This is a genomic window from Bacillus sp. M5A3_1b, from assembly GCF_053345335.1.
This window is the reverse complement of record NZ_JBKEZY010000015.1, coordinates 36,324-56,484: the sequence shown is the minus strand read 5'-3', so window position 1 is coordinate 56,484 and position 20,161 is coordinate 36,324. Positions and strand designations below refer to the sequence as shown.

Annotated in this window: 21 protein-coding genes; 15 read left to right on the top strand and 6 right to left on the bottom strand. The window is 35.7% G+C overall.

Annotated elements, in window-relative coordinates; genetic code table 11:
• The gene (locus ACLBWW_RS26625; RefSeq protein ID WP_033662157.1) at positions 1–798 is read left to right on the top strand and encodes a YfkD famly protein; all 798 of its coding nucleotides are present in this window, start codon (positions 1–3) and stop codon (positions 796–798) included.
• A 118-nt stretch (positions 799–916) separates the two neighbouring features.
• On the opposite strand, the gene yfkAB is transcribed toward ACLBWW_RS26625, so the two are convergent.
• Positions 917–2,044, bottom strand: a complete 1,128-nt coding sequence (gene yfkAB, locus ACLBWW_RS26620) for a radical SAM/CxCxxxxC motif protein YfkAB (RefSeq protein WP_000156029.1) — start codon at positions 2,042–2,044, stop codon at positions 917–919.
• 213 nt (positions 2,045–2,257) lie between these two features.
• Here yfkAB and ACLBWW_RS26615 point away from each other — a divergent pair, with 213 nt between their 5' ends.
• The 6 genes from ACLBWW_RS26615 (at position 2,258) to truA (ending at position 8,183) form a co-directional block, all read left to right on the top strand.
• Positions 2,258–2,440 (top strand): SE1561 family protein, encoded by a 183-nt coding sequence (locus tag ACLBWW_RS26615; RefSeq protein ID WP_000513547.1) that lies wholly within the window; start codon positions 2,258–2,260, stop codon positions 2,438–2,440.
• Between the two features lie 206 nt (positions 2,441–2,646).
• Positions 2,647–4,167: a class I fumarate hydratase gene (fumA, locus tag ACLBWW_RS26610; RefSeq protein WP_088110128.1), complete on the top strand. Its 1,521-nt coding sequence runs from the start codon at positions 2,647–2,649 to the stop codon at positions 4,165–4,167.
• Positions 4,168–4,293: 126 nt separating this feature from the next.
• Positions 4,294–5,076, top strand: a complete 783-nt coding sequence (gene pdaA / locus ACLBWW_RS26605) for a delta-lactam-biosynthetic de-N-acetylase (protein WP_447614327.1) — start codon at positions 4,294–4,296, stop codon at positions 5,074–5,076.
• A gap of 59 nt (positions 5,077–5,135) precedes the next feature.
• On the top strand, positions 5,136–5,999 hold the full coding sequence (locus ACLBWW_RS26600; RefSeq protein WP_000269433.1) for a DNA-3-methyladenine glycosylase family protein: 864 nt from the start codon (positions 5,136–5,138) through the stop codon (positions 5,997–5,999).
• Between the two features lie 10 nt (positions 6,000–6,009).
• Entirely contained in the window at positions 6,010–7,389 is a 1,380-nt protein-coding gene (rlmD, locus tag ACLBWW_RS26595) for a 23S rRNA (uracil(1939)-C(5))-methyltransferase RlmD (RefSeq protein ID WP_000615214.1), read from the top strand.
• A 56-nt stretch (positions 7,390–7,445) separates the two neighbouring features.
• Entirely contained in the window at positions 7,446–8,183 is a 738-nt protein-coding gene (gene truA / locus ACLBWW_RS26590; RefSeq protein WP_048542121.1) for a tRNA pseudouridine(38-40) synthase TruA, read from the top strand.
• 53 nt (positions 8,184–8,236) lie between these two features.
• Here truA and ACLBWW_RS26585 read toward each other — a convergent pair whose 3' ends face one another.
• A complete protein-coding gene (locus ACLBWW_RS26585; protein WP_048542120.1) occupies positions 8,237–8,434 on the bottom strand; it encodes a hypothetical protein in 198 nt (65 codons plus the stop codon).
• A gap of 156 nt (positions 8,435–8,590) precedes the next feature.
• Positions 8,591–9,994, bottom strand: coding sequence for a sigma-54 interaction domain-containing protein (locus ACLBWW_RS26580; RefSeq protein ID WP_048542118.1), 1,404 nt, complete (start codon positions 9,992–9,994; stop codon positions 8,591–8,593).
• Positions 9,995–10,269: 275 nt separating this feature from the next.
• Between ACLBWW_RS26580 and ACLBWW_RS26575 the strand changes: the two genes are divergently transcribed.
• The 3 genes from ACLBWW_RS26575 (at position 10,270) to ACLBWW_RS26565 (ending at position 13,428) form a co-directional block, all read left to right on the top strand.
• Positions 10,270–10,524, top strand: a complete 255-nt coding sequence (locus ACLBWW_RS26575) for a biotin/lipoyl-containing protein (RefSeq protein WP_000784766.1) — start codon at positions 10,270–10,272, stop codon at positions 10,522–10,524.
• 99 nt (positions 10,525–10,623) lie between these two features.
• On the top strand, positions 10,624–12,045 hold the full coding sequence (locus tag ACLBWW_RS26570; RefSeq protein ID WP_447614326.1) for an amino acid permease: 1,422 nt from the start codon (positions 10,624–10,626) through the stop codon (positions 12,043–12,045).
• Positions 12,046–12,105: 60 nt separating this feature from the next.
• On the top strand, positions 12,106–13,428 hold the full coding sequence (locus ACLBWW_RS26565) for an acetylornithine deacetylase (protein ID WP_116442947.1): 1,323 nt from the start codon (positions 12,106–12,108) through the stop codon (positions 13,426–13,428).
• Positions 13,429–13,527: 99 nt separating this feature from the next.
• Here ACLBWW_RS26565 and ACLBWW_RS26560 read toward each other — a convergent pair whose 3' ends face one another.
• The gene (locus tag ACLBWW_RS26560) at positions 13,528–14,181 is read right to left on the bottom strand and encodes a DUF1232 domain-containing protein (RefSeq protein ID WP_001123723.1); all 654 of its coding nucleotides are present in this window, start codon (positions 14,179–14,181) and stop codon (positions 13,528–13,530) included.
• A gap of 130 nt (positions 14,182–14,311) precedes the next feature.
• Between ACLBWW_RS26560 and ACLBWW_RS26555 the strand changes: the two genes are divergently transcribed.
• Both ACLBWW_RS26555 and ACLBWW_RS26550 read left to right on the top strand, forming a co-directional pair.
• Positions 14,312–14,923, top strand: a complete 612-nt coding sequence (locus tag ACLBWW_RS26555) for a manganese efflux pump (protein WP_000100745.1) — start codon at positions 14,312–14,314, stop codon at positions 14,921–14,923.
• A gap of 115 nt (positions 14,924–15,038) precedes the next feature.
• The gene (locus ACLBWW_RS26550) at positions 15,039–15,197 is read left to right on the top strand and encodes a hypothetical protein (protein WP_000532411.1); all 159 of its coding nucleotides are present in this window, start codon (positions 15,039–15,041) and stop codon (positions 15,195–15,197) included.
• 22 nt (positions 15,198–15,219) lie between these two features.
• Here ACLBWW_RS26550 and ACLBWW_RS26545 read toward each other — a convergent pair whose 3' ends face one another.
• Positions 15,220–15,561 (bottom strand): DUF3969 family protein, encoded by a 342-nt coding sequence (locus ACLBWW_RS26545; protein ID WP_000766602.1) that lies wholly within the window; start codon positions 15,559–15,561, stop codon positions 15,220–15,222.
• 175 nt (positions 15,562–15,736) lie between these two features.
• Positions 15,737–16,666: a glutaminase A gene (gene glsA / locus ACLBWW_RS26540; protein WP_001149862.1), complete on the bottom strand. Its 930-nt coding sequence runs from the start codon at positions 16,664–16,666 to the stop codon at positions 15,737–15,739.
• 69 nt (positions 16,667–16,735) lie between these two features.
• Here glsA and ACLBWW_RS26535 point away from each other — a divergent pair, with 69 nt between their 5' ends.
• The 3 genes from ACLBWW_RS26535 to ACLBWW_RS26525 all read left to right on the top strand — a co-directional run bounded on the left by ACLBWW_RS26535 (position 16,736) and on the right by ACLBWW_RS26525 (position 19,983).
• Positions 16,736–16,849 (top strand): transcriptional regulator, encoded by a 114-nt coding sequence (locus ACLBWW_RS26535; RefSeq protein ID WP_074651593.1) that lies wholly within the window; start codon positions 16,736–16,738, stop codon positions 16,847–16,849.
• Positions 16,850–16,990: 141 nt separating this feature from the next.
• The gene (nagE, locus tag ACLBWW_RS26530) at positions 16,991–18,484 is read left to right on the top strand and encodes an N-acetylglucosamine-specific PTS transporter subunit IIBC (RefSeq protein ID WP_000938876.1); all 1,494 of its coding nucleotides are present in this window, start codon (positions 16,991–16,993) and stop codon (positions 18,482–18,484) included.
• Positions 18,485–18,738: 254 nt separating this feature from the next.
• Complete coding sequence (locus ACLBWW_RS26525) at positions 18,739–19,983, top strand: serine hydrolase domain-containing protein (RefSeq protein ID WP_048542163.1); 1,245 nt, start codon at positions 18,739–18,741, stop codon at positions 19,981–19,983.
• The last annotated feature ends 178 nt before the right edge of the window (positions 19,984–20,161 follow it).

Below are 20,161 nucleotides of genomic sequence, written 5' to 3'. Positions count from 1 at the left end.
GTGAAACGAGTATACAGCATATGTCTTTCAACTATGGTCTCGTTTATTCTATTATTTCCTAACATGAGTTTTGCAAAGACAACGGTAGAAACAAAAATGCCTTCATCTGTTTTAAATATTTCTAAAGACAATACGTTTCCAAATGATGCGCAAGATTTGCCGCGCTTACAACCGAGTAAGTTTGCTCAAGAACTATTGAAAACAGCAAATATTAAAATTGAAAATCCGGACTTAATTCGAATGTTTAATGAAACGACAATTTCGAATGCACCGCTTGCGGTAGGGTACCGAGCGAAGATTTATTTAGGTCAATGGGCTTTAAATTATGAATCGGTTGATACATCGATTAATTGGGAATATAAACAAGTAAATCGCAATGTGTACGATAATCGCGGAGGAGATCGCTTATATCCGCTACGCTATAAGCAAGAAACGCAAAAGACGGTTGAAGGTGATTTAACAGCAGATATGAAAAATACTGCGGATGTGAAAAAAATGATGCTTCTCAAAGCACTTGAAAAAGTACAATTGCCACTTTCATTTAAAACGACCATTGGTTATGGTACTGGACATGAGCGTGTATATAATATTAGTCCGAGTCAACTTGGATATTTATATGCTTATACACCAGCAGTAAATGAAAAAGGAAAAGTAACATTTGGAGAAGTGTACCTTGTGTTAAAAGGAAATCAAAAGAGGCTTGTAGTAAAAAATATTACCTCACAAGGAATCGGAGCTGCTATTCCAATTCACGATCATTTGTATTTTAAATTCATTTCTTCTTCTCACTCGCAATAATATGAAAAAACGTCAGCTTATAAGCTGACGTTTTTATTTATCCCGCTATTTGTGGGCAATTGGTTCAACTAATAATCAGTGGGGAATGAACAAAACCCCCACTGATTAAAGTTGAACTTTAAAATGTTATGTTTGCTGTTTTTGATAAGAAGTCTTCTGTAGGATAGTAGCTATTTTTTACAAGAACATTTGGTCCAAGGCATTTTACTGCAGGACAGTGACAGCTTAATGATTGTGCTGTTTTTGAAGCACTCCATTTGTCATACGCTTCTTGTAGTGTGTTTGTTTGTACGTTACCTAGAAGAGGAACGTCACCGAAATCAGTTACAATAATATTTCCATCGAAAATGTTGACGTTTAAACGAGAACGACCATCTGGATCGTTACGAACTGTTACATTTTTGCTTTCTTGTAATTTCTTAAATGTGGCGATGTCTCGCTCGTCATCGCTACAAGCGTAGAAAGGTAAAGTTCCAAATAACATCCATACATTTTCATCGCGAATTTCTAGTAAATGCTCAATTGCATCTCGAATTTCAGCTTTTGTTAAGATCTCTAGATTACTCGCGAAGTCACTTGGATACATTGGATGAACTTCATGACGTTTACAGCCCATCTCTTCGACAATTTGACGATGAATATGTTCAATATGCGGTAGAGTCCTTTTGTTTAACATCGTTTCGGCTGATACGAGTACACCTGCATCTGATAGAGCTTTACTATTTGTAATCATTCGTTCAAATAATTTTGCACGTTGTTCATAAGTAGGTTTACGTTCCATCATTGCAAATCCACCTTCAACGAAGTCATCAATTGTTCCCCAGTTATGAGATATATGCAATACGTCTAAATAAGGAATAATTTGTTCGTAACGTGCTAAATCTATGGTTAAGTTTGAGTTGATTTGAGTGCGAACGCCTCGTTCATGAGCGTATTTTAAGAGTGGTGTTACATAGTTGTCGACGGATTTCTTTGAAAGCATTGGTTCTCCGCCAGTAATACTTAAAGAACGTAAATGAGGAATCTCATCTAATCGTTTTAATAAAAGTTCCATAGGAAGCGGATTTGGATCTTTCGGCTGTAATGTGTAACCAACAGCACAATGCTCGCAACGCATATTGCATAACGTTGTCGTTGTAAACTCAACGTTTGTTAATAGTAGTTTGCCGTACTCTTCAAGGTCCATATACGCTTCCCATGGATCGTAAGAAGGAGTAATCGGCTTCATTTTTTGTGATATCGTCATATGAAATACTCCTTTGACTATTGAAATAACAATTTGTCCATTCTCTATAATAGAAGAATATGTACTTTTTATAAAGTGAAACTTTTTTGTGAAAAAAGAGAGAGGGCTTACATTTGAATGAATGACTGTGACAAAATTGATGAAATTTCATGCCCATAGCAATCATTTTTGCGGTATAATAAAAGCAACTCGAATTAAAAGGAGAGTGCCTTCATGGGAAAAGCAATTGAGGATAAAGATTCACAACTAGTATATTTAAAAGAACGTTTAAATATGTTCATTGAAGTAATTGATACAATTGAACCTGAAGAAGTAGAGTTAGAAGATGTGGATCGTCTTCTTGCGATGTTAGATGAATTAGAATTAAAATGTGAGCAATTTAAAAAAGACGAATAATATATTAAAAAGGCTGCCAATGCAAAATTGGCAGCCTTTTTCTGTATGGATAATAGAAGGAAGGTAGAAAAAAAGGTATAATCAAGTTGTGAAAAATTTCATTTATGCTTTAATAGCGTGAAACAAATAAAAAGCTGAAGAGCATAACAATGGAATTTTCAGCTCATAACGTTTTGGTAGCGTTCACAATTGAGGGGGAAGTAACAATGGAAAAGCTTCAAGAAAGCATGTATCAACTAATTGTTGAAACGTCAACGAACTTACCGAAAGATGTTCGTCGTGCGATTCAACAAGCGAAAGAACGAGAAAATGCAGGGACTCGTTCTGCGATGGCACTTGGCACAATTACGAATAATATTAAAATGGCTGATGATAACATCTCGCCAATTTGCCAAGATACAGGGATGCCAACGTTTAAAATTTATACACCAGTTGGTGTGAATCAATTAAAGTTGAAGGAAGCTATCTATAATGCGCTTGAGCGGGCGACAAAAGATGGTAAACTTCGTCCCAATTCTGTTGATTCTCTTTTTGGAGACAATAGTGGAAATAATTTAGGACCAGGTACACCGGTTATTAAGTTTGAACAATGGGAAAAAGATTATATTGATGCACGCTTAATTCTAAAGGGTGGTGGCTGTGAGAATAAAAATATTCAGTATAGCTTACCGTGTGAATTAGAAGGACTTGGACGCGCTGGCCGTGATTTAGAAGGAATTCGTAAATGTCTTCTTCACGCTGTATATCAAGCGCAAGGTCAAGGCTGTAGTGCAGGTGTAATTGGTGTTGGTATCGGGGGAGACCGCACATCAGGTTACGAATTAGCAAAAAATCAATTATTCCGTACATTAGATGATGTCAATCCAGTACCAGAGTTACAAAAACTTGAAGAGTACGTATTAGAAAATGCGAATAAGCTTGGCATTGGTACGATGGGATTTGGCGGAGAAACAACTTTACTTGGTTGTAAAATTGGCGTGTATAATCGTCTGCCAGCTAGTTTCTACGTATCTGTTGCGTATAATTGCTGGGCATATCGCCGCCTTGGCGTAACAATCCATCCTGAAACAGGTGAAATTATGGATTGGCTATATCAAGAAGGTGAGGATACACTTCAGCAAGAAGCGCAAGAAAAAACAGAGCAACGTGAGATTGTATTACAAGCACCAATTACAGAAGAGCAAATTCGTGAACTTCGCGTTGGTGATGTTGTAACAATTAATGGCATGATGTATACAGGTCGTGACGCAATCCATAAGCATTTAATGGATAACGATTGTCCAGTAGATTTAAAAGGACAAGTTATTTATCACTGTGGTCCAGTTGTCGTGAAAGATGAAAATGAAAACTGGCAAATTAAAGCGGCAGGTCCAACGACAAGTATTCGTGAAGAACCGTACCAAGGCGATATTATGAAGAAATTCGGTATTCGCGCTGTCATTGGAAAAGGTGGTATGGGTGCGAAAACATTAGCGGCTTTAGAAGAGCACGGTGGTGTATATTTAAATGCAATTGGCGGTGCAGCGCAATATTATGCTGAATGTATTAAAGAAGTAAAAGATGTTGATTTCTTACAATTTGGTATTCCAGAGGCAATGTGGCATTTACGTATCGAAGGATTTAAAGCAGTTGTAACGATGGATTCTCATGGTAATAGCTTACATGCAGATGTTGATAAAACATCACTTGAAAAATTAGCTAGCTTTAAAGAGCCAGTATTTAAGTAAACAAAAATGCATCTCGAATGATTCGAGATGCATTTTTTTGGTATATATAGAAAAACATGTTCAGCATGAAAGAATGCACGGCAACAGAAACTACAAGTACGATTATATATGGAAAGGAGACTATTTATGAAATATAAATGGTTATATATCGGTCTCATTTTTTCAATTATGATGGCACTTGTTCCAGTTTCAGCATTAGCTTATACAAATACTCCACATAACTGGGGAATCCCGCGTCCTAAAAATGAAACAGTACCAGATGCAGGAAAGTTATACACAGATTTACTACAAAAAAATGGTGGGTTTTATTTAGGGGATACAAAGAAAAAAGATATTTATTTAACATTCGATAATGGTTACGAGAATGGATACACAGGGAAAATTTTAGATGTATTAAAAGAGAAAAAAGTACCGGCAACTTTCTTTGTAACGGGTCATTATATTAAAACACAAAAAGATTTGTTATTAAGAATGAAGAATGAAGGACATATTATTGGAAATCATTCGTGGAGTCATCCTGATTTTACAACGGTAAATGATGCGAAACTTCGTGAAGAATTAACGAGTGTAACGGAAGAGATTAAAAAAGTAACTGGGCAAAAAAAAGTAAAATATGTACGTCCGCCGCGCGGCGTATTTAGTGAAAGAACGTTGGCTCTTACGAAAGAAATGGGCTATTATAATGTATTTTGGTCACTTGCATTTTTGGATTGGAAAGTGGACGAGCAAAGAGGATGGCAATATGCACATAATAATGTAATGACGATGATTCATCCAGGATCTGTTTTATTACTTCATGCAATATCAAAAGATAATGCAGAAGCACTTGCGAAAATCATTGATGATTTGCGCGAGAAAGGGTATCATTTTAAAAGTCTAGATGACTTAGTAAAAAGCAATCAACCGTAAGCATGTATGCTTACGGTTTTCTCATGCTATAATGATGTGTAAAAAGGATGGGGAAACGTATGTGGAGCGAACATGTTACGTTAGAGTATCCGTATCATTTTGAAGAGGTATTAAAACGTTTATCTTTTGATCCTCTTAACGTCATTCAATTAGATGAGAAAGTCATTTATGTCCCGCTTTGTATAGACGAGGAACAGATTGTTGTTCGCTTGCAAGGGATTGGTACTGTTCAAAATCCACAGTTTTGGATCTCTAGTCAGGCAGGAGATCAAGAGAAAGTCATGAAACGAATGAGGGCCATTTTTCATTGGAATGAACCGTTTCAAGATATACAAAATCATTTTTTAAACACATCATTACGTCCACTATTTGAAACATATGCTTATACTCCAATTATTTTAGAGTTTGATTATTTTGCTTGTCTTCTTCGCTGTATCATTCATCAACAAATAAATTTGAAATTTGCTACTGTGTTAACAGAACAGTTTGTGAAACGATATGGAACAGAGAAGAACGGTGTATTCTTTTTCCCCACTCCAGAAATAGTAGCAAATATTTCAATAGAAGAATTGAGGGAGCAGAAGTTTAGTCAGCGAAAGGCTGAATATATAGTAGGGTTAGGTCGAAGTATTGTCAGCGGTACATTAAATTTAGCGAGTATAGAAACCAGGGCGGATGAAGAGGTTTCCGCACAATTGTTACCAATTAGGGGGATTGGTACATGGACAGTGCAAAATTTTTTAATGTTCGGGCTTGGACGGAAAAATATGTTTCCGAAAGCGGACATTGGGATTCAGCGTGCAGTGCAAGGTGTATTTCAATTAGATGATAAACCTGATGATGCATTTTTAGAAAAAGTGAAACAAGAGTGTGAACCATACTGCAGTTATGCAGCGTTATATTTATGGAAAAGTATAGAGTAGAGGTGTAATAATGATACAAAAGCAACATGAGAGTAAGTTGGAAGTTGGTCAAACGTTTCCTGTGACAATTAAACGTCTTGGGATTAACGGAGAAGGCGTTGGTTATTTTAAGAGACAAGTTGTTTTCATTCCAGGGGCATTACCAGGAGAAGAAGTTGTTGCTGAAACAACGAAAATTCAGCGTGGCTTCGCTGAAGCGAAAGTGAAAAAAGTTCGTAAAGCTTCACCACATCGTGTGAAAGCACCATGTCCGGTATATGAAGAGTGTGGCGGTTGTCAGCTGCAACATTTAGATTATAAAGAACAATTAAATCAAAAGCGTGATATCGTCGTACAAGCATTCGAGAAGTATATGAACAACAGTCTGGAAGAAAAAATTCGTCCAACGCTTGGTATGGAAAACCCATGGCATTATCGTAATAAGAGTCAATTACAAGTGGGACGTAAAGACGAAAAGGTTATTACAGGGCTGTATAAGCAAAATTCACATCAGTTAATTGATATTGCTCACTGTATGATTCAACATAAAGCAACGAATGAAGCGACAAAAGTTGTAAGACGTATATTAGAAAAATTAAATGTTTCTATTTACAATGAGAAAAAACAAAAAGGTTTAGTACGCACAATTGTGACACGTACTGCAGTTCAAACAGGGGAAGTACAAGTTACACTTATTACAACAAAAGAAGAATTACCAAATAAAGATCAATTTATCGCAGAAGTACAAAAACAGATGCCAGCTGTTAAATCAATTATGCAAAACGTAAACTGGCGTAAAACATCTGTTATTTTCGGTGATAAAACATTTAAATTAGCTGGAAAAGAAGTAATTCAAGAAACACTAGGTGATTTATCATTTGAATTATCAGCACGTGCATTCTTCCAGTTAAATCCAGAACAAACAGTTGTTTTATACGATGAAGCGAAAAAAGCAGCTGCTTTAACAGGCGATGAGAAAATTGTAGATGCGTATTGTGGTGTTGGTACAATCGGTCTTTGGCTTGCAAATGATGCAGCGGAAGTACGTGGTATGGATGTAATTCCAGAAGCGATTGAAGATGCAAGAAAAAATGCGAAGCGTCACGGATTTACAAATACGAAATATGAAGCAGGTAAAGCTGAACAATGGTTACCGAAATGGGTAAAAGAAGGATGGCGTCCAGATGTAATTGTTGTCGATCCACCTCGTACAGGTTGCGATGATAAATTACTGGAAACAATTTTAAAGGTGAAACCAAAACAAGTTGTTTACGTATCTTGTAATCCTTCTTCATTAGCACGTGATGTGCAAGCATTAATGAAGAGTTATGAAGTGGAATATGTACAACCAGTTGATATGTTCCCACATACAGCCCATGTAGAAAATGTAGTGAAGCTTGTTAGAAAGTAAAGTTTATTCATATTCCCTCACGATATGAGGGAATATTTTCTATGAAGGAGAGTAAAATGAATAATTATAAATTAACAATTCAGTACGATGGTGCACGTTTTAAAGGATGGCAACGTCTCGGTAATAACGATAATACAATTCAAGGAAAAATCGAGAGTGTCATATCTGAAATGATCGGAAAAGAAATTGAAATTATCGGTTGTAGTAGAACAGATGCGGGTGTACATGCTTTGAATCAAGTTGCTAACTTTCAAAGTGATGAGAAGTTAGTGGAACATAAAGTGAAAAAATATTTAAATCAACATTTACCCAACGATATTAGCATTACGAATGTAGAAGAAGTACAAGATCGATTCCATGCTCGTTATAATTCTAAAGCAAAAACATATCTTTATAAAATTTGGAATGAAGAGCATACAAATCCATTTATGCGTAAATACAGCATGCATGTGAATAAAAAATTAAATGTGAAAAGCATGAAAGAAGCTGCGAAACATTTAGTTGGTTCACATGACTTTACTGCTTTTTCAAATGCGAAATCAAAGAAAAAGTCTATGGTTCGAGAAGTATATACACTTGAAGTGATGGAAGAAGCAGGATTTGTACAAATTAGAGTAAGTGGTAACGGGTTCCTTCATAACATGGTACGAAAAATTGTTGGAGCATTAATTGAAGTTGGATTAGGGCAATTAGATGCGGACGCAATCCCAAATATTTTAGAGGAAAAACAACGTAATCAAATTAATTGTCTTGCTGAGGCGAGTGGTTTGTATTTGGAGAATGTTGAATTTTAATAAACAATAAAAAAATCGAGCTGTGTAAGCTCGATTTTTTTATTGTTTTGGTATTAAGAAGATTTTTCTTTCTTCATACGTATCTTCAAATTCCAAAAAGCAGCAAGTATAATAGCTGCAAAGGAGCCGCTAATTGTTGCTAATAGTTTTGCATAAGGATAAGCATTCATATCAACTAGTAACATCATACATACAATGGTAGGGAAGAAGGCTAAGTATTGTAATAACTTTAATTTGTTATCATTACTCATATATATCGTTCCTTTCTAGTATGTTATATGTTTATTGTAGCGTATTTTTCCAATTTATATTTACACTTGGAAGCAGATTTATGCTGCATTAACAGGCAATAAAAGTCCAATTGGTGGGGGGGACAAAACCTCCACAGATTAAAGCTTCACTTCATTTCATATGTGTAAATGCAATTTTTTAATTCGATATTGTAAGTTTTGCCTACTTAATCCTAAAAACTTTGCAGCCTGTGAGATATTACCGTGATACTCTGTCAGAATTTGATTGATGTAGTTCTTCTCCATTGTCTCTATTGTGTGCTTTAACGTTTTAGGTGCATCATCCTCGTTATTAGTTAGGGAAGGTTGCATATTGAATTCTTTTTTTATTTGTTCACGAAAGCGAGTGGGAAGATGAAACGCTGTAATGATATTTTCATCTTCAACTAAATTCATCGAACCTTCAATGATATGTTCCAATTCTCGTACGTTTCCAGGCCAATCATATGCATACAAAAATTCTCTTACATGTACATCTAGATCCGTTACGCCAAGTCCAAATTGAATGTTGTACTTTTCAATAAAGTGCTGCACAAGATCAGGAATATCTTCTTTTCGTTCACGTAAAGGCGGGAGACATAAAGTAACGACGCTTAATCGGTAATATAAGTCTTCCCGTAACCGATTGTGTGTAATAGCTTCAAGAGGATCTTCATTAATAGTTGCTATAATACGAACATCAATTTCTTTTTCTTGTGTGCCTCCGATTCTTCGTATTGTTTTTTCTTGTATAGCTCGTAGTAACTTCGCTTGAAGTGCTGGACTTAATGAGTTGATCTCATCTAATAACAAAGTTCCTCCATTTGCTTCTTCAAATAAACCAGCTTTATCGATAGCTCCTGTAAATGCACCTCGGTTCGTACCAAATAATAAACTTTCCATGAGTGTATCAGGTATAGCTGCACAGTTTTGTGAAATAAATGGTTTTGTTGAACGTTGACTTTCATTATGGATACTTTGTGCAAATAGTTCTTTACCGGTCCCTGTTTCTCCTACGAGAAGTATGGATGAGGATGTACGAATTACTCTCTTTGCTTCTGTAATGACAGATTGAAGAGCATTAGAATCACCGATTATGTGATCAAAGGTAAATTTATTATTTTGTTTTCGAGAAAGGTTCGTTTTCATCGTTTGTTTGAAATGGCTAATCTCTGTTGAAATTTCAATAGCGCCTTTAATTTTTCCGTTTTCTATTATAGGGAAAGTATTGTTAATCGTTGTAATTTCTTGCCCTTTATTGTTAAAATACGTTTGCTTTATATCTTTGTTTGTTTTTCCCAATTTTAATGCCTCTATAAGAGTACTATTTTTATTTTCTTCAAATGCGAATACTTCTAAAGGACTTTTATATAGCACATCTGAGCGTTCCATTGATTCAATTTCCATCATTTTACGGTTGTAGATAATCGTTTTACTTTCCTCATTAATAATATGAATCCCGATATCGAGCTCATTGAGCAAAGTTTCATATAGCATATTCATTTCAATGACCTGTTTAAAATTAATTTCTTCTGTACGCATAGATTATCTTCTCCTCATTTCACCCTATGAAGACTGACTTTTTATAATTTTATTAAAATTCTTATAAAATCGCAAAATTTTTTTGCTATTTTCCTTTTAAAACTTCTCAAATGATAGAAAAATTTTGCGGTTGTGCACACTTTTTTGTATGAAACTCTCATTTAATATATGAATCAGAGACTTGGTACGCATTTTGCATAAATAATAGTTGAAATCTCTAAAGGAGGGATATGCAACGTTTCAGTACCGATTAATAAGAAGGAGGAGTTTATAAAGTGAAGATGGTTATAGAAGGCGTGTATAGTCCTTGTTACGGGAAAGTAGAGAAGTTATTTGTTACGGAAAGTTCTTACGTATATGAGTGGGAGAAATTAGCGTTAATTGAAACAATAGATAAACAGAAAGTAGAAATTAAAGTAGGAATCAGTGGATATATCGAATCATTAGAAGTAGTAGAAGGACAAGCTATCGCTGATAAAAAGTTATTAATAACAGTGAGGGATGATCTTTTAATAACAGGTAGTGATTGATACTATGTATTTTGCTCTTTTCAATAATTATTCTTATTATGAACATTTTTAAAAACGCTTACATGAAATGGGTTTCCAAAGTGAAAAGGGGGGATTTATATGATGGATCAAAACCAAGGGTTAAAAAGGGAATTGAAAAGCAGGCACATCTTTATGATTGCACTTGGAGGAGTTATTGGTACCGGTCTTTTTTTAGGATCTGGGTATACAATTCATGAAGCTGGGCCTGGAGGAGCGATTGTAGCGTATCTTGTTGGAGGATTTGTTATGTATTTAACGATGCTCTGTCTTGGAGAGTTAGCTGTTGCGATGCCTGACGCAGGATCTTATCAAACGTATGCTACAAAGCACATTTCCCCTGCAGCGGGTTATGTAGTCGGCTGGATGTCATGGCTAAACTGGTCTGCTACGATAGGTATTGAACTGATTGCAGTTAGTATTTTAATGAAACGATGGTTTCCTGATGTACCGTCATGGATTTGGTGTGTAGCGTTTGCGGTGCTTCTCTTTGCTATCAATGCGTTATCTTCAAGAAGTTTTGCAGAAGTTGAATTTTGGTTTGCAAGTATTAAAGTCATTACAATCATTGCATTTATTATTTTAGGCGGGGCAGCAATGTTTGGTTTTCTAGATATGAAAGGAAATGAACTAGCACCGATGTTCTCTAGCTTTACTGATTATGGTGGGTTGTTTCCAAATGGATTATCAGCCATTTTAATTACGATGATTGCAGTTAATTTTTCCTTCCAAGGAACGGAACTAGTTGGTATTGCAGCTGGAGAGAGTGAAAATCCAGAGAAAACGATTCCGAAGGCAATTAATAATACAGTTTGGCGTATACTTGTGTTCTTTGTATTATCTATTTTCATTCTTGCAGGCTTATTCCCTTGGCAGCAAGCGGGAGTGATAGAAAGTCCATTCGTAGTTGTATTTGATAAAATTGGTATTCCTTATGCAGCCGATATTATAAATTTCGTTATTATTACAGCGGTTCTATCCGTTGCGAATTCAGGATTATATGCAACTTCTCGTATGCTATGGTCTATGTCTAATCAAGGAATGATTAGTCCAATTTTCGGTAAGTTATCTAAAAATGGTGTTCCTATTTATGCATTGATTGTAAGTACAATTGTAGGTTGCCTTTCATTACTATCAGGTATTTATGCGGAAGATACAGTTTATTTATGGCTACTTTCTATTGCCGGGTTCGGGGCGATATTAGTTTGGGCATCTATTGCTCTATCTAACTTGTTGGCTAGAAGGTCATACATTAAGCAGGGCGGGGATGTGAAGGACTTGAAATTTAAAACACCGCTGTATCCATTCGTACCACTGCTTGCGCTAGTATTAAATGTAACAGTAATTGTTGGTATGGCTTTTATTCCAGAACAAAGAATGGCATTATATTGTGGTATTCCATTTATGATTGTTTGTTTACTGTTTTACCGTGCGACAAGAAATAAGGCACGTAAGGTAGAACATATTGAAAAAACGAATACAATAGAGGCAGAAAGTTTGTAAATCTATTAGAAACTTATGCTAAAAAAAGAGACTGTAAAATTGTAAACAGTCTCTTTTTTTGTGAAAATAAAGCTGGAAACATACTATGTATGCAAAGGGGAACTAGCGATGAATCAAGAAGTTTCACAGCTATTAGAACAGATTGATTTACGAAAAGATGAGTTACTAGAGCTTACAAAGACTTTAATTCGTTTTGAAACACCAGCACCTCCGGCGAGAAACACAAATGAGGCGCAAGAATTTGTTGCAGATTTTCTAAAAAAACGAAATTTTAGTGTTGATAAATGGGATGTATATCCGAATGACCCGAACGTTGTTGGGGTGAGAAAAGGGCTAGAAAGTGACACACATAAAAGTCTTATTATTAATGGACATGTGGATGTAGCAGAAGTATCGGTAGATGAAGCGTGGGAAACCAATCCGTTTGAGCCATTTATAAAAGATGGTTGGTTAGTTGGACGTGGTGCGGCGGATATGAAAGGAGGACTGGCTGGAGCACTATTTGCTATTCAACTGTTACAAGAAGCTGGAATTGAATTACCTGGAGATTTAATCTTTCAATCAGTAATTGGGGAAGAAGTTGGAGAAGCAGGTACACTTCAATGCTGCAAAAGAGGTTATGATGCTGATTTTGCAGTCGTAGTGGATACAAGTGATTTACATATGCAAGGACAGGGCGGCGTAATTACTGGATGGATTACTGTGAAAAGCCCCCAGACGTTTCATGATGCAACACGCAGGCAAATGATTCATGCTGGAGGACGCTTATTCGGAGCGAGTGCGATTGAAAAAATGATGAAAATTGTGCAAAGTTTACAAGAATTAGAGCGTCATTGGGCAGTTATGAAAACATATGAAGGTTATCCATCTGGAACAACAACAATTAACCCAGCTGTTATTGAAGGCGGACGGCATGCAGCATTTATTGCGGATGAGTGCCGGTTATGGATAACGGTGCACTTCTATCCGAATGAAACACATGAACAAATAATAAAAGAAATTGAAGAGTATATTGAGAAAGTAGCGGCTGCCGATCCATGGTTAAGTGAAAATCCACCACAATTTAAGTGGGGCGGAGAATCAATGATTGTGGATCGTGGCGAAATTTTCCCTTCTTTAGAAGTAGATAGTGAACATGAAGCAGTAAAAACTCTTAGCTCAGTACACGAATCAATTCTATCTAAAAATGCAATTTTAGATATGTCTGCAACGGTAACGGATGGTGGTTGGTTTAGTGAATTTCATATTCCAGCTGTTATTTATGGACCAGGTACATTAGAAGAAGCTCATTCAATAAATGAGAAAGTTGAAGTAGAACAGTTAATTGAATTTACAAAAGTAATAACAGCATTTATATATGAATGGTGTCACACGAAAAAATAGATTAGTGTGTTGAAATCGTACAGGTATGTATACTTGTACGATTTTTTAGTGAACTATTTCAGAGTTGAACAGAAACAACTGAAATAGTTCTTTATTTTTCTATGTTTTTCGTTTTAGTTCGATCAATTTTTCTTTCGCTAATTCAACAGCAATTGCATCATCTAAATAGCCAATTGGAAAGAGATAGTCGGGAATAATATCTGTCGATAAAATGAAATACAGTAATGCGCCTCCAAGAACTGCACGCTCTTCTTTTGAGATAGTTTCATTGCAAAATTGTTGATACATATCGGTTAATTGTTCAATAAAAGGACCAGCGCTATCAATTTGTTCTAATTTACTCGCGAAACTTTCATGAATACGTTTTTCACCTTCTGTTGTCTGAGCATAGCGTTCATAGTTTTCAAGTTCTTGTTTTACGCGAGTTGTTGTATAGTCAAAATCGAATAAGTTAGAGGATTGCAGCGTTTGCTGAATTGTATCAAGAGATGTGTACATATCCGTCTTTTCTTTATTAATGTGAGGAGAATCAGGATACATTTCATCAAATAACAATTGGGGTGGAACTTGCAAACATTCTGCAAATTTTTGTAGATGTTTTTGTTTTGGTGGTTGTTTACCATTCATAATTCTTGAGATTGTTGCGGGATCAATATTTGTATGCATTCCTAATTGACGCATGGATAAGGCACGTTCTTTTAAAAGTTTTTTTATTAATGTACTAAGCCGCTCATTTGGGTTTTCTTTAGGCATAGTGAAGGCACTCCTTTTTTATTGTTGAAAAAATGTTGAGCATTTCTTACATGTATATGAAACAGACAGGCACAGTTGCTCAACATTTTCATAATATGCATTGAAAAGTGAGAAAAAGGGGTGGCTGTTTATGAGTACGGCAGGTCTATTTTCAATTTTTTTAATCGGTATTGCTTCTAATTTAGATAATGCAGGTGTTGGGATTGCATATGGCATTCGTAAAATTCGAATTTCGTGGCTTAACAATTTTATCATCGCATTTTTTGGTTTTTTATTTACTTTATTAGCTGGCTTTTTTGGGAACTGGATAGCGTTATTTATTTCAGAGTTTACTGCAAACCTAATTGGAGCAATCGTTTTAGGTATAATCGGTGTGTTTATTTTGTGCCAGCCTTTCTTGGGGCAAAGAAATACTGTAGGTTCTAAAGATGGTAATGTACTTATGGGCATTTTACGTGATCCAGAAAAAGCAGATTTTGATGGTTCTAAAACAATTAGTTTTTCAGAAGCAATTGTTTTAGGGGTTGCGTTGTCTATTAATAATATTGCAGGTGGATTTGACGCTGGGGTAACAAACTTGAATCTGTGGCTTACAGCAACTATTTCTGGGGTGTTTAGTTTTATTTGTATTAGTGGTTTTGCTTATGTAGGAAAACGATTTTTAGCAGAATACTTAGGGAAATGGGCTACTGTTATCGCAGGAGTGTTATTAATTCTTATTGGGATCGATCAGTTGTTGTAAGGAGAACAGAAAACAATGTTCGAGTATTTCCTTGGAAATACGGCAAAGGATTGCATATGTCGACGTACTTTTCCCCATACTAATACGGATTTCTTTTAAAGAAAGGGGGATCCGTATGGGACGCGGAAAAGCATTTGATCATAAGAAAAAAGGGCATGACCATCAACCGCCTAAAGGTGCGTTCATTCATAAAGATGTAAATGAACATACTTTAGAAGAGGAAGAACTACCAGTAAATATTGAGACGTATAAAAATAGTTTGAAAAAACATTAAAAGCACCTACATAGGTGCTTTTTTAACGTATATCTTCAATTAATTGTTCCGATTCTTCATGCATACTGTATTCACTTAGAACTTGAATGCAAAGCCACTTTAATTCTTCGATAGTATGTTCAAGTTCTTCAGGAAGCACATGATGAATGTCTTCAAGTCCCATTCCGAAATGGATGAGTTCAAGTACTTGATCATCGATGTTCCGATCCATTAGTAGTTCAAGCACTTCTAAATTGAATATGTATCGGTGAGCTTCATCGAGTGAAACAACTTTTAACTTCAAGCTTTCTACAATACTCAATATAAAAAGAAGAATTGTTTTTTCAAGAACAGGCTGTTTTTCCATTTGAAATATTAGTTTCATCTTTCACACCTCCACATATAGCGCTAGGTTGTACTATATTATTCAGGAGGGGGGAGCAAATATGCATGATATAGAGAAACTTTCAGTACGGTTTTTATAAGGGGATGGATAGCCGATAAAGTTGAGGGTTTTATGAAATAAAAAAATCCTGCTAGTATAGCAGGATAACTCTGAATTAAAAAATGCTCCAACCTTCTTGAGCAGAAAGAAGTTCAAGAATTTTAAAACCAGCGATACTATTTCCATTTGCATCTAAAGCCGGTCCGAAAATGCCAATTCCCATTTCTCCTTTTACGCAGCCGAAAATGCCACCAGCTACGCCGCTTTTTGCGGGGATACCAACGCGGATCGCAAATTCACCAGACTCGTTATACATACCACATGTAACCATAAATGTTTTACAGATTTTTGTAATATGTTTAGGGATAATTTGTTTTTTCTTATATGGATCATATCCATCCATCGCAAAAATTAAGCCGATACGTGCTAAATCGATACAGTTTACTTCAACTGCACATTGTCGAGTGTATAAATCCATAAGTTCTTCGATGTCACAATCGATAATTCCGTTTTGTTTCATGTAGTAACAAAGTGAACGGTTTAAGTAAGCTGTCTCTAATTCTGAATTGGCAACTTTAGAAGAATAATTAATGGTAGGATTATCTGTTATTTCACGTACAAAATGAAGGATGCGCTCCATTTTTTTTTCATTATCTTTTCCTGTTAACATGCTTGTAATAGCTAGTGCTCCCGCATTAATCATTGGATTAAGTGGTTTGGATGGACTTGTTGTTTCTAACTTAATAATAGAGTTGAATGGATCACCAGTTGGTTCCATTCCAACTTTAGAAAATACATATTCTTCACCACGATCTAAAAGGGCAAGTGCAAGTGTAATTACTTTTGAAATACTTTGAAGAGTAAATAGTGTTTGTGAGTTGCCAGCATGGATATATTCTGTTTCTTTATGGAAAATGGCAATCCCTAAATCGTCTGGATTTGCATTTCCTAGTTCGGGGATATAAGTAGCAAGCTTTCCTTTTTTCGTATATGGTTTTACTTGTTCTAACAACTGTTGTAAGTTGTTTGTTTCAATGCACTGCATAGTACCAACGCTCCTATTTCGAATTAACTACGTTTACTTTTCCCGATATGCTCGGAAATAAATAATAACATGAAAAGGTGGAATGATAAAACGAAAGTTACATGTTCTATAGTAGGTATTTCGTTTCGAGTATTCTATATTAAAAAAGGAGAATTTTCCTTTTATATAACAGTTTGGAAATAGGAGATTTATCCATAAAAAATTCGAAAATAAAAACTACACATCTATACAACTATATGTTATTATGGTTATGTAAATAGAAAGCGTTTTCTAAGGCGTACTTATAATGATAACGATTTCATAAATTTGATAGGGGGAATTAAAATGTTGCAGTTTCTACAACGTATTGGTAAAGCATTAATGCTTCCAATCGCCGTACTACCAGCAGCAGGATTATTGCTTCGTTTAGGACAAGAAGACGTATTTAACATTCCTGTTATGGCACAGGCCGGTGCAGCAATTTTTGATAATTTAGCACTTATTTTTGCAATTGGTGTTGCAATCGGTTTGTCTATTGATGGTAGTGGAGCAGCTGGACTTGCCGGAGCAATTGGATATCTTGTTTTACAAAATACAACGAATGCTCTAAGTAAGACATATTCAGCAGCAGAGTTAAATGATAAATTAAAAAGTGTTCAAGATTTAGTAGGTTCAGTAGATCCAACTAAATTAGCAGATACAATGACAAAGGTTTCAAAAGCAGCGGCGTTAACGCCGAAAATTAATATGGCCATACTCGGTGGTATTATTGCAGGGGTTGTTGCGGGATTACTATACAACAAATTCCATAAGATTAAACTACCAGAATGGTTAGGATTCTTTGCAGGAAAACGTTTCGTACCAATCATTACTTCAATCGTAATGCTTCTTTTAGGATTAGTATTCGGTCAAATTTGGCCAACGATTCAAAGTGGTATTGATTCAGTAGCACATGGCATCGTGAACTTAGGTTCAATTGGTGCTGGTTTATTCGGATTATTAAACCGTTTATTAATTCCAATCGGTTTACACCACGTAATGAACACATACTTCTGGTTCGTACTTGGTGACTTTACAAATGCAGCTGGCGATATCGTTCATGGTGATATTGCACGCTTCTTTGCAAAAGATCCATCAGCAGGTATGTTTATGACTGGTTTCTTCCCAATCATGATGTTCGGTTTACCAGCAGCATGTTTCGCAATGATTGCAGCTGCTAAACCAGAAAAACGTAAAATGGTTACAGGTATGTTAGGTGGTCTAGCATTAACTTCATTCTTAACTGGTATTACAGAACCAATTGAATTCTCATTCATGTTCTTATCACCAGTATTATATGGAATTCATGCTGTATTAACAGGTCTGTCTCTATTCATTACAACAACACTCGGCATTCACGATGGTTTCTCATTTAGTGCCGGAGCAATCGATTACTTCTTAAACTTCGGTATTGCAACAAAACCATTGTTACTTGCAGGAATCGGTTTAATTTACGCAGCAATTTACTTTGTAGTATTCTACTTCTTAATTAAGAAGTTCGACCTAAAAACTCCTGGTCGTGAAGACGAAGAGGAACTAGCTGAAGGTGAAGAAGCTCCAGTTGCAGGTTCAATTGGTGAAACTTACGTAGCAGCTTTAGGTGGAAAAGAAAACTTAACAGTTATTGATAACTGTGCAACACGTCTACGCTTACAAGTGAAAGATGCTGGTCAAGTAAACGAAGCAGCATTAAAACGTGCTGGTGCAAAAGGTGTTATGAAATTAAGTAACACGAGTGTACAAGTTATCGTAGGTACAAATGTTGAATCTGTTGCCGATGATATGAAAAAACACGTATAAATAATGAGATAAGAGGATATCCCAAAAGATTGATAACATCAATTTTTTTAGAGGATATCCTCTTTTTTATGTTAACGATTTAACGGGAATCTTACTTTTGTAAATTTTCTTTTTCTTTTTTATACATATAGGTTGGTAATATGTGCAGTGCGTGATAAAGTAGGGATGATATAGAATAGAGTATCCATAATCTGCTAAAACAAATCTTTAGTAGAGGAAGTAAATTATTGGTGAGTAAGGGGAAAAAAGCAATCATGGATCAGGAAAAAAATAATGCGAATGGGAAAGCACGTCGGCCGATTGTATACATAAAAAGAACAATCATTCTCGTCTTACTATTTTCACTTGTATATTTCATGTATACAAAAATTGTTGCGTATAATAAGAAAGAAGAAACTTTAAAAGCAGCGGCAGAAATGAAGAAACAAGAAGAGCTGAAAAAGAAAGACGAAGAAAAAAAGAAACGAGAAGTACAAAAACAAAAAGAGCAGGAAGAACAAGTGAAGCAAGCACAAGCTGTGGAAAAGCCTGCTGAGGGACCACCTCAAGAAATTAATGAAAACGTTCAATTAGATCAATATTTACAAAACGCAGGATTTAGCGGGACAGCTGTTATTGTGAAGAACGGAAAAGTTCTTTTGAATAAAGGATACGGTATGGCGAACAAAGAGAAACAAGTACCGAATAATTCAGAGACAACTTTTTATATTGGTTCTATTTCAAAGGCATTTGTAGCGACTGCTATTATGCAATTAAAGGATCAAAATAAATTAAATGTAGAGGATACGGTTGCAAAGTATATTCCAGATTTCCCTCAAGGTAATGGGATTCAGTTAAAGCATTTACTAACACATACATCAGGAATTCCAGAGTATGAGCAAGGAACAGAGGATATTTCTCATGAAGAACTGATAAAACGAATAGGAAAGCAAAAGCGTGTTGGGAGCCCAGGAGAGAAATGGAAATATTCCGATTCGAACTATTCGATACTCGCCTATATCGCTGAGAAGGTAAGTGGACAACCGTTAGAAGACTATATTAAACAACATATTTTTGCTACTGCGGGTATGAAACATTCTGGTTTCGGTAAAGCGTTAGAGCAAACAAGGTTCCCATCAACAGGTTATAAAATAGTAAATAACAATATGACAACACCTAATATTCCAAGTATGTCACAACTATATGGTTGTGGTGATATATATACAAGTGCACATGATTTATATTTATTTAATGAAGCACTCTTCTCTGGAAAGCTGATTTCAAAAGAGAGTTATGATCAAATGTTTACGGCTGTGAAAAAGGATTACGGATTTGGTTGGTATGTAGACCCGGGAAGTTATTCGAATCACGGTGTAATGCCAGGATGGAATTGTTTAAATGGATTTAGTAAAAACGGAAGTGTGTATGTCGTTTTATTATCTAACATTCAAAATAATATTAAATCGTTTGGTAAAGTGAATAACGACATTTATACGATGTTGCGAAATATTGAAGTGTAAGAGACTATCCTATTGGATAGTCTTTTTTATTGAGGAAGTGTATGTGCAATGGGATAATGAAATAAAGTGAAACTTTAATCAGTGGGGGGGCTTCATCCCAAACTGATTATTAGCCCTCACCAATCGGGCTTTTTCGGGCAGTAAGACCCCCACCTAACTTCTTTGCTTTCGCCGAATT

What these genes read in the sequence shown, in the direction of transcription:
- yfkAB (WP_000156029.1), bottom strand. Translation starts at nt 2,044, where the DNA reads ATGACGATATCACAAAAAATGAAGCCGATTACTCCTTCTTACGATCCA.
- ACLBWW_RS26615 (WP_000513547.1), top strand. Translation starts at nt 2,258, where the DNA reads ATGGGAAAAGCAATTGAGGATAAAGATTCACAACTAGTATATTTAAAA.
- fumA (WP_088110128.1), top strand. Translation starts at nt 2,647, where the DNA reads ATGGAAAAGCTTCAAGAAAGCATGTATCAACTAATTGTTGAAACGTCA.
- pdaA (WP_447614327.1), top strand. Translation starts at nt 4,294, where the DNA reads ATGAAATATAAATGGTTATATATCGGTCTCATTTTTTCAATTATGATG.
- ACLBWW_RS26600 (WP_000269433.1), top strand. Translation starts at nt 5,136, where the DNA reads ATGTGGAGCGAACATGTTACGTTAGAGTATCCGTATCATTTTGAAGAG.
- rlmD (WP_000615214.1), top strand. Translation starts at nt 6,010, where the DNA reads ATGATACAAAAGCAACATGAGAGTAAGTTGGAAGTTGGTCAAACGTTT.
- truA (WP_048542121.1), top strand. Translation starts at nt 7,446, where the DNA reads ATGAATAATTATAAATTAACAATTCAGTACGATGGTGCACGTTTTAAA.
- ACLBWW_RS26585 (WP_048542120.1), bottom strand. Translation starts at nt 8,434, where the DNA reads ATGAGTAATGATAACAAATTAAAGTTATTACAATACTTAGCCTTCTTC.
- ACLBWW_RS26580 (WP_048542118.1), bottom strand. Translation starts at nt 9,994, where the DNA reads ATGCGTACAGAAGAAATTAATTTTAAACAGGTCATTGAAATGAATATG.
- ACLBWW_RS26570 (WP_447614326.1), top strand. Translation starts at nt 10,624, where the DNA reads ATGATGGATCAAAACCAAGGGTTAAAAAGGGAATTGAAAAGCAGGCAC.
- ACLBWW_RS26560 (WP_001123723.1), bottom strand. Translation starts at nt 14,181, where the DNA reads ATGCCTAAAGAAAACCCAAATGAGCGGCTTAGTACATTAATAAAAAAA.
- ACLBWW_RS26555 (WP_000100745.1), top strand. Translation starts at nt 14,312, where the DNA reads ATGAGTACGGCAGGTCTATTTTCAATTTTTTTAATCGGTATTGCTTCT.
- ACLBWW_RS26550 (WP_000532411.1), top strand. Translation starts at nt 15,039, where the DNA reads ATGGGACGCGGAAAAGCATTTGATCATAAGAAAAAAGGGCATGACCAT.
- ACLBWW_RS26545 (WP_000766602.1), bottom strand. Translation starts at nt 15,561, where the DNA reads ATGAAACTAATATTTCAAATGGAAAAACAGCCTGTTCTTGAAAAAACA.
- glsA (WP_001149862.1), bottom strand. Translation starts at nt 16,666, where the DNA reads ATGCAGTGCATTGAAACAAACAACTTACAACAGTTGTTAGAACAAGTA.
- ACLBWW_RS26535 (WP_074651593.1), top strand. Translation starts at nt 16,736, where the DNA reads ATGAAAAGGTGGAATGATAAAACGAAAGTTACATGTTCTATAGTAGGT.
- nagE (WP_000938876.1), top strand. Translation starts at nt 16,991, where the DNA reads ATGTTGCAGTTTCTACAACGTATTGGTAAAGCATTAATGCTTCCAATC.
- ACLBWW_RS26525 (WP_048542163.1), top strand. Translation starts at nt 18,739, where the DNA reads ATGGATCAGGAAAAAAATAATGCGAATGGGAAAGCACGTCGGCCGATT.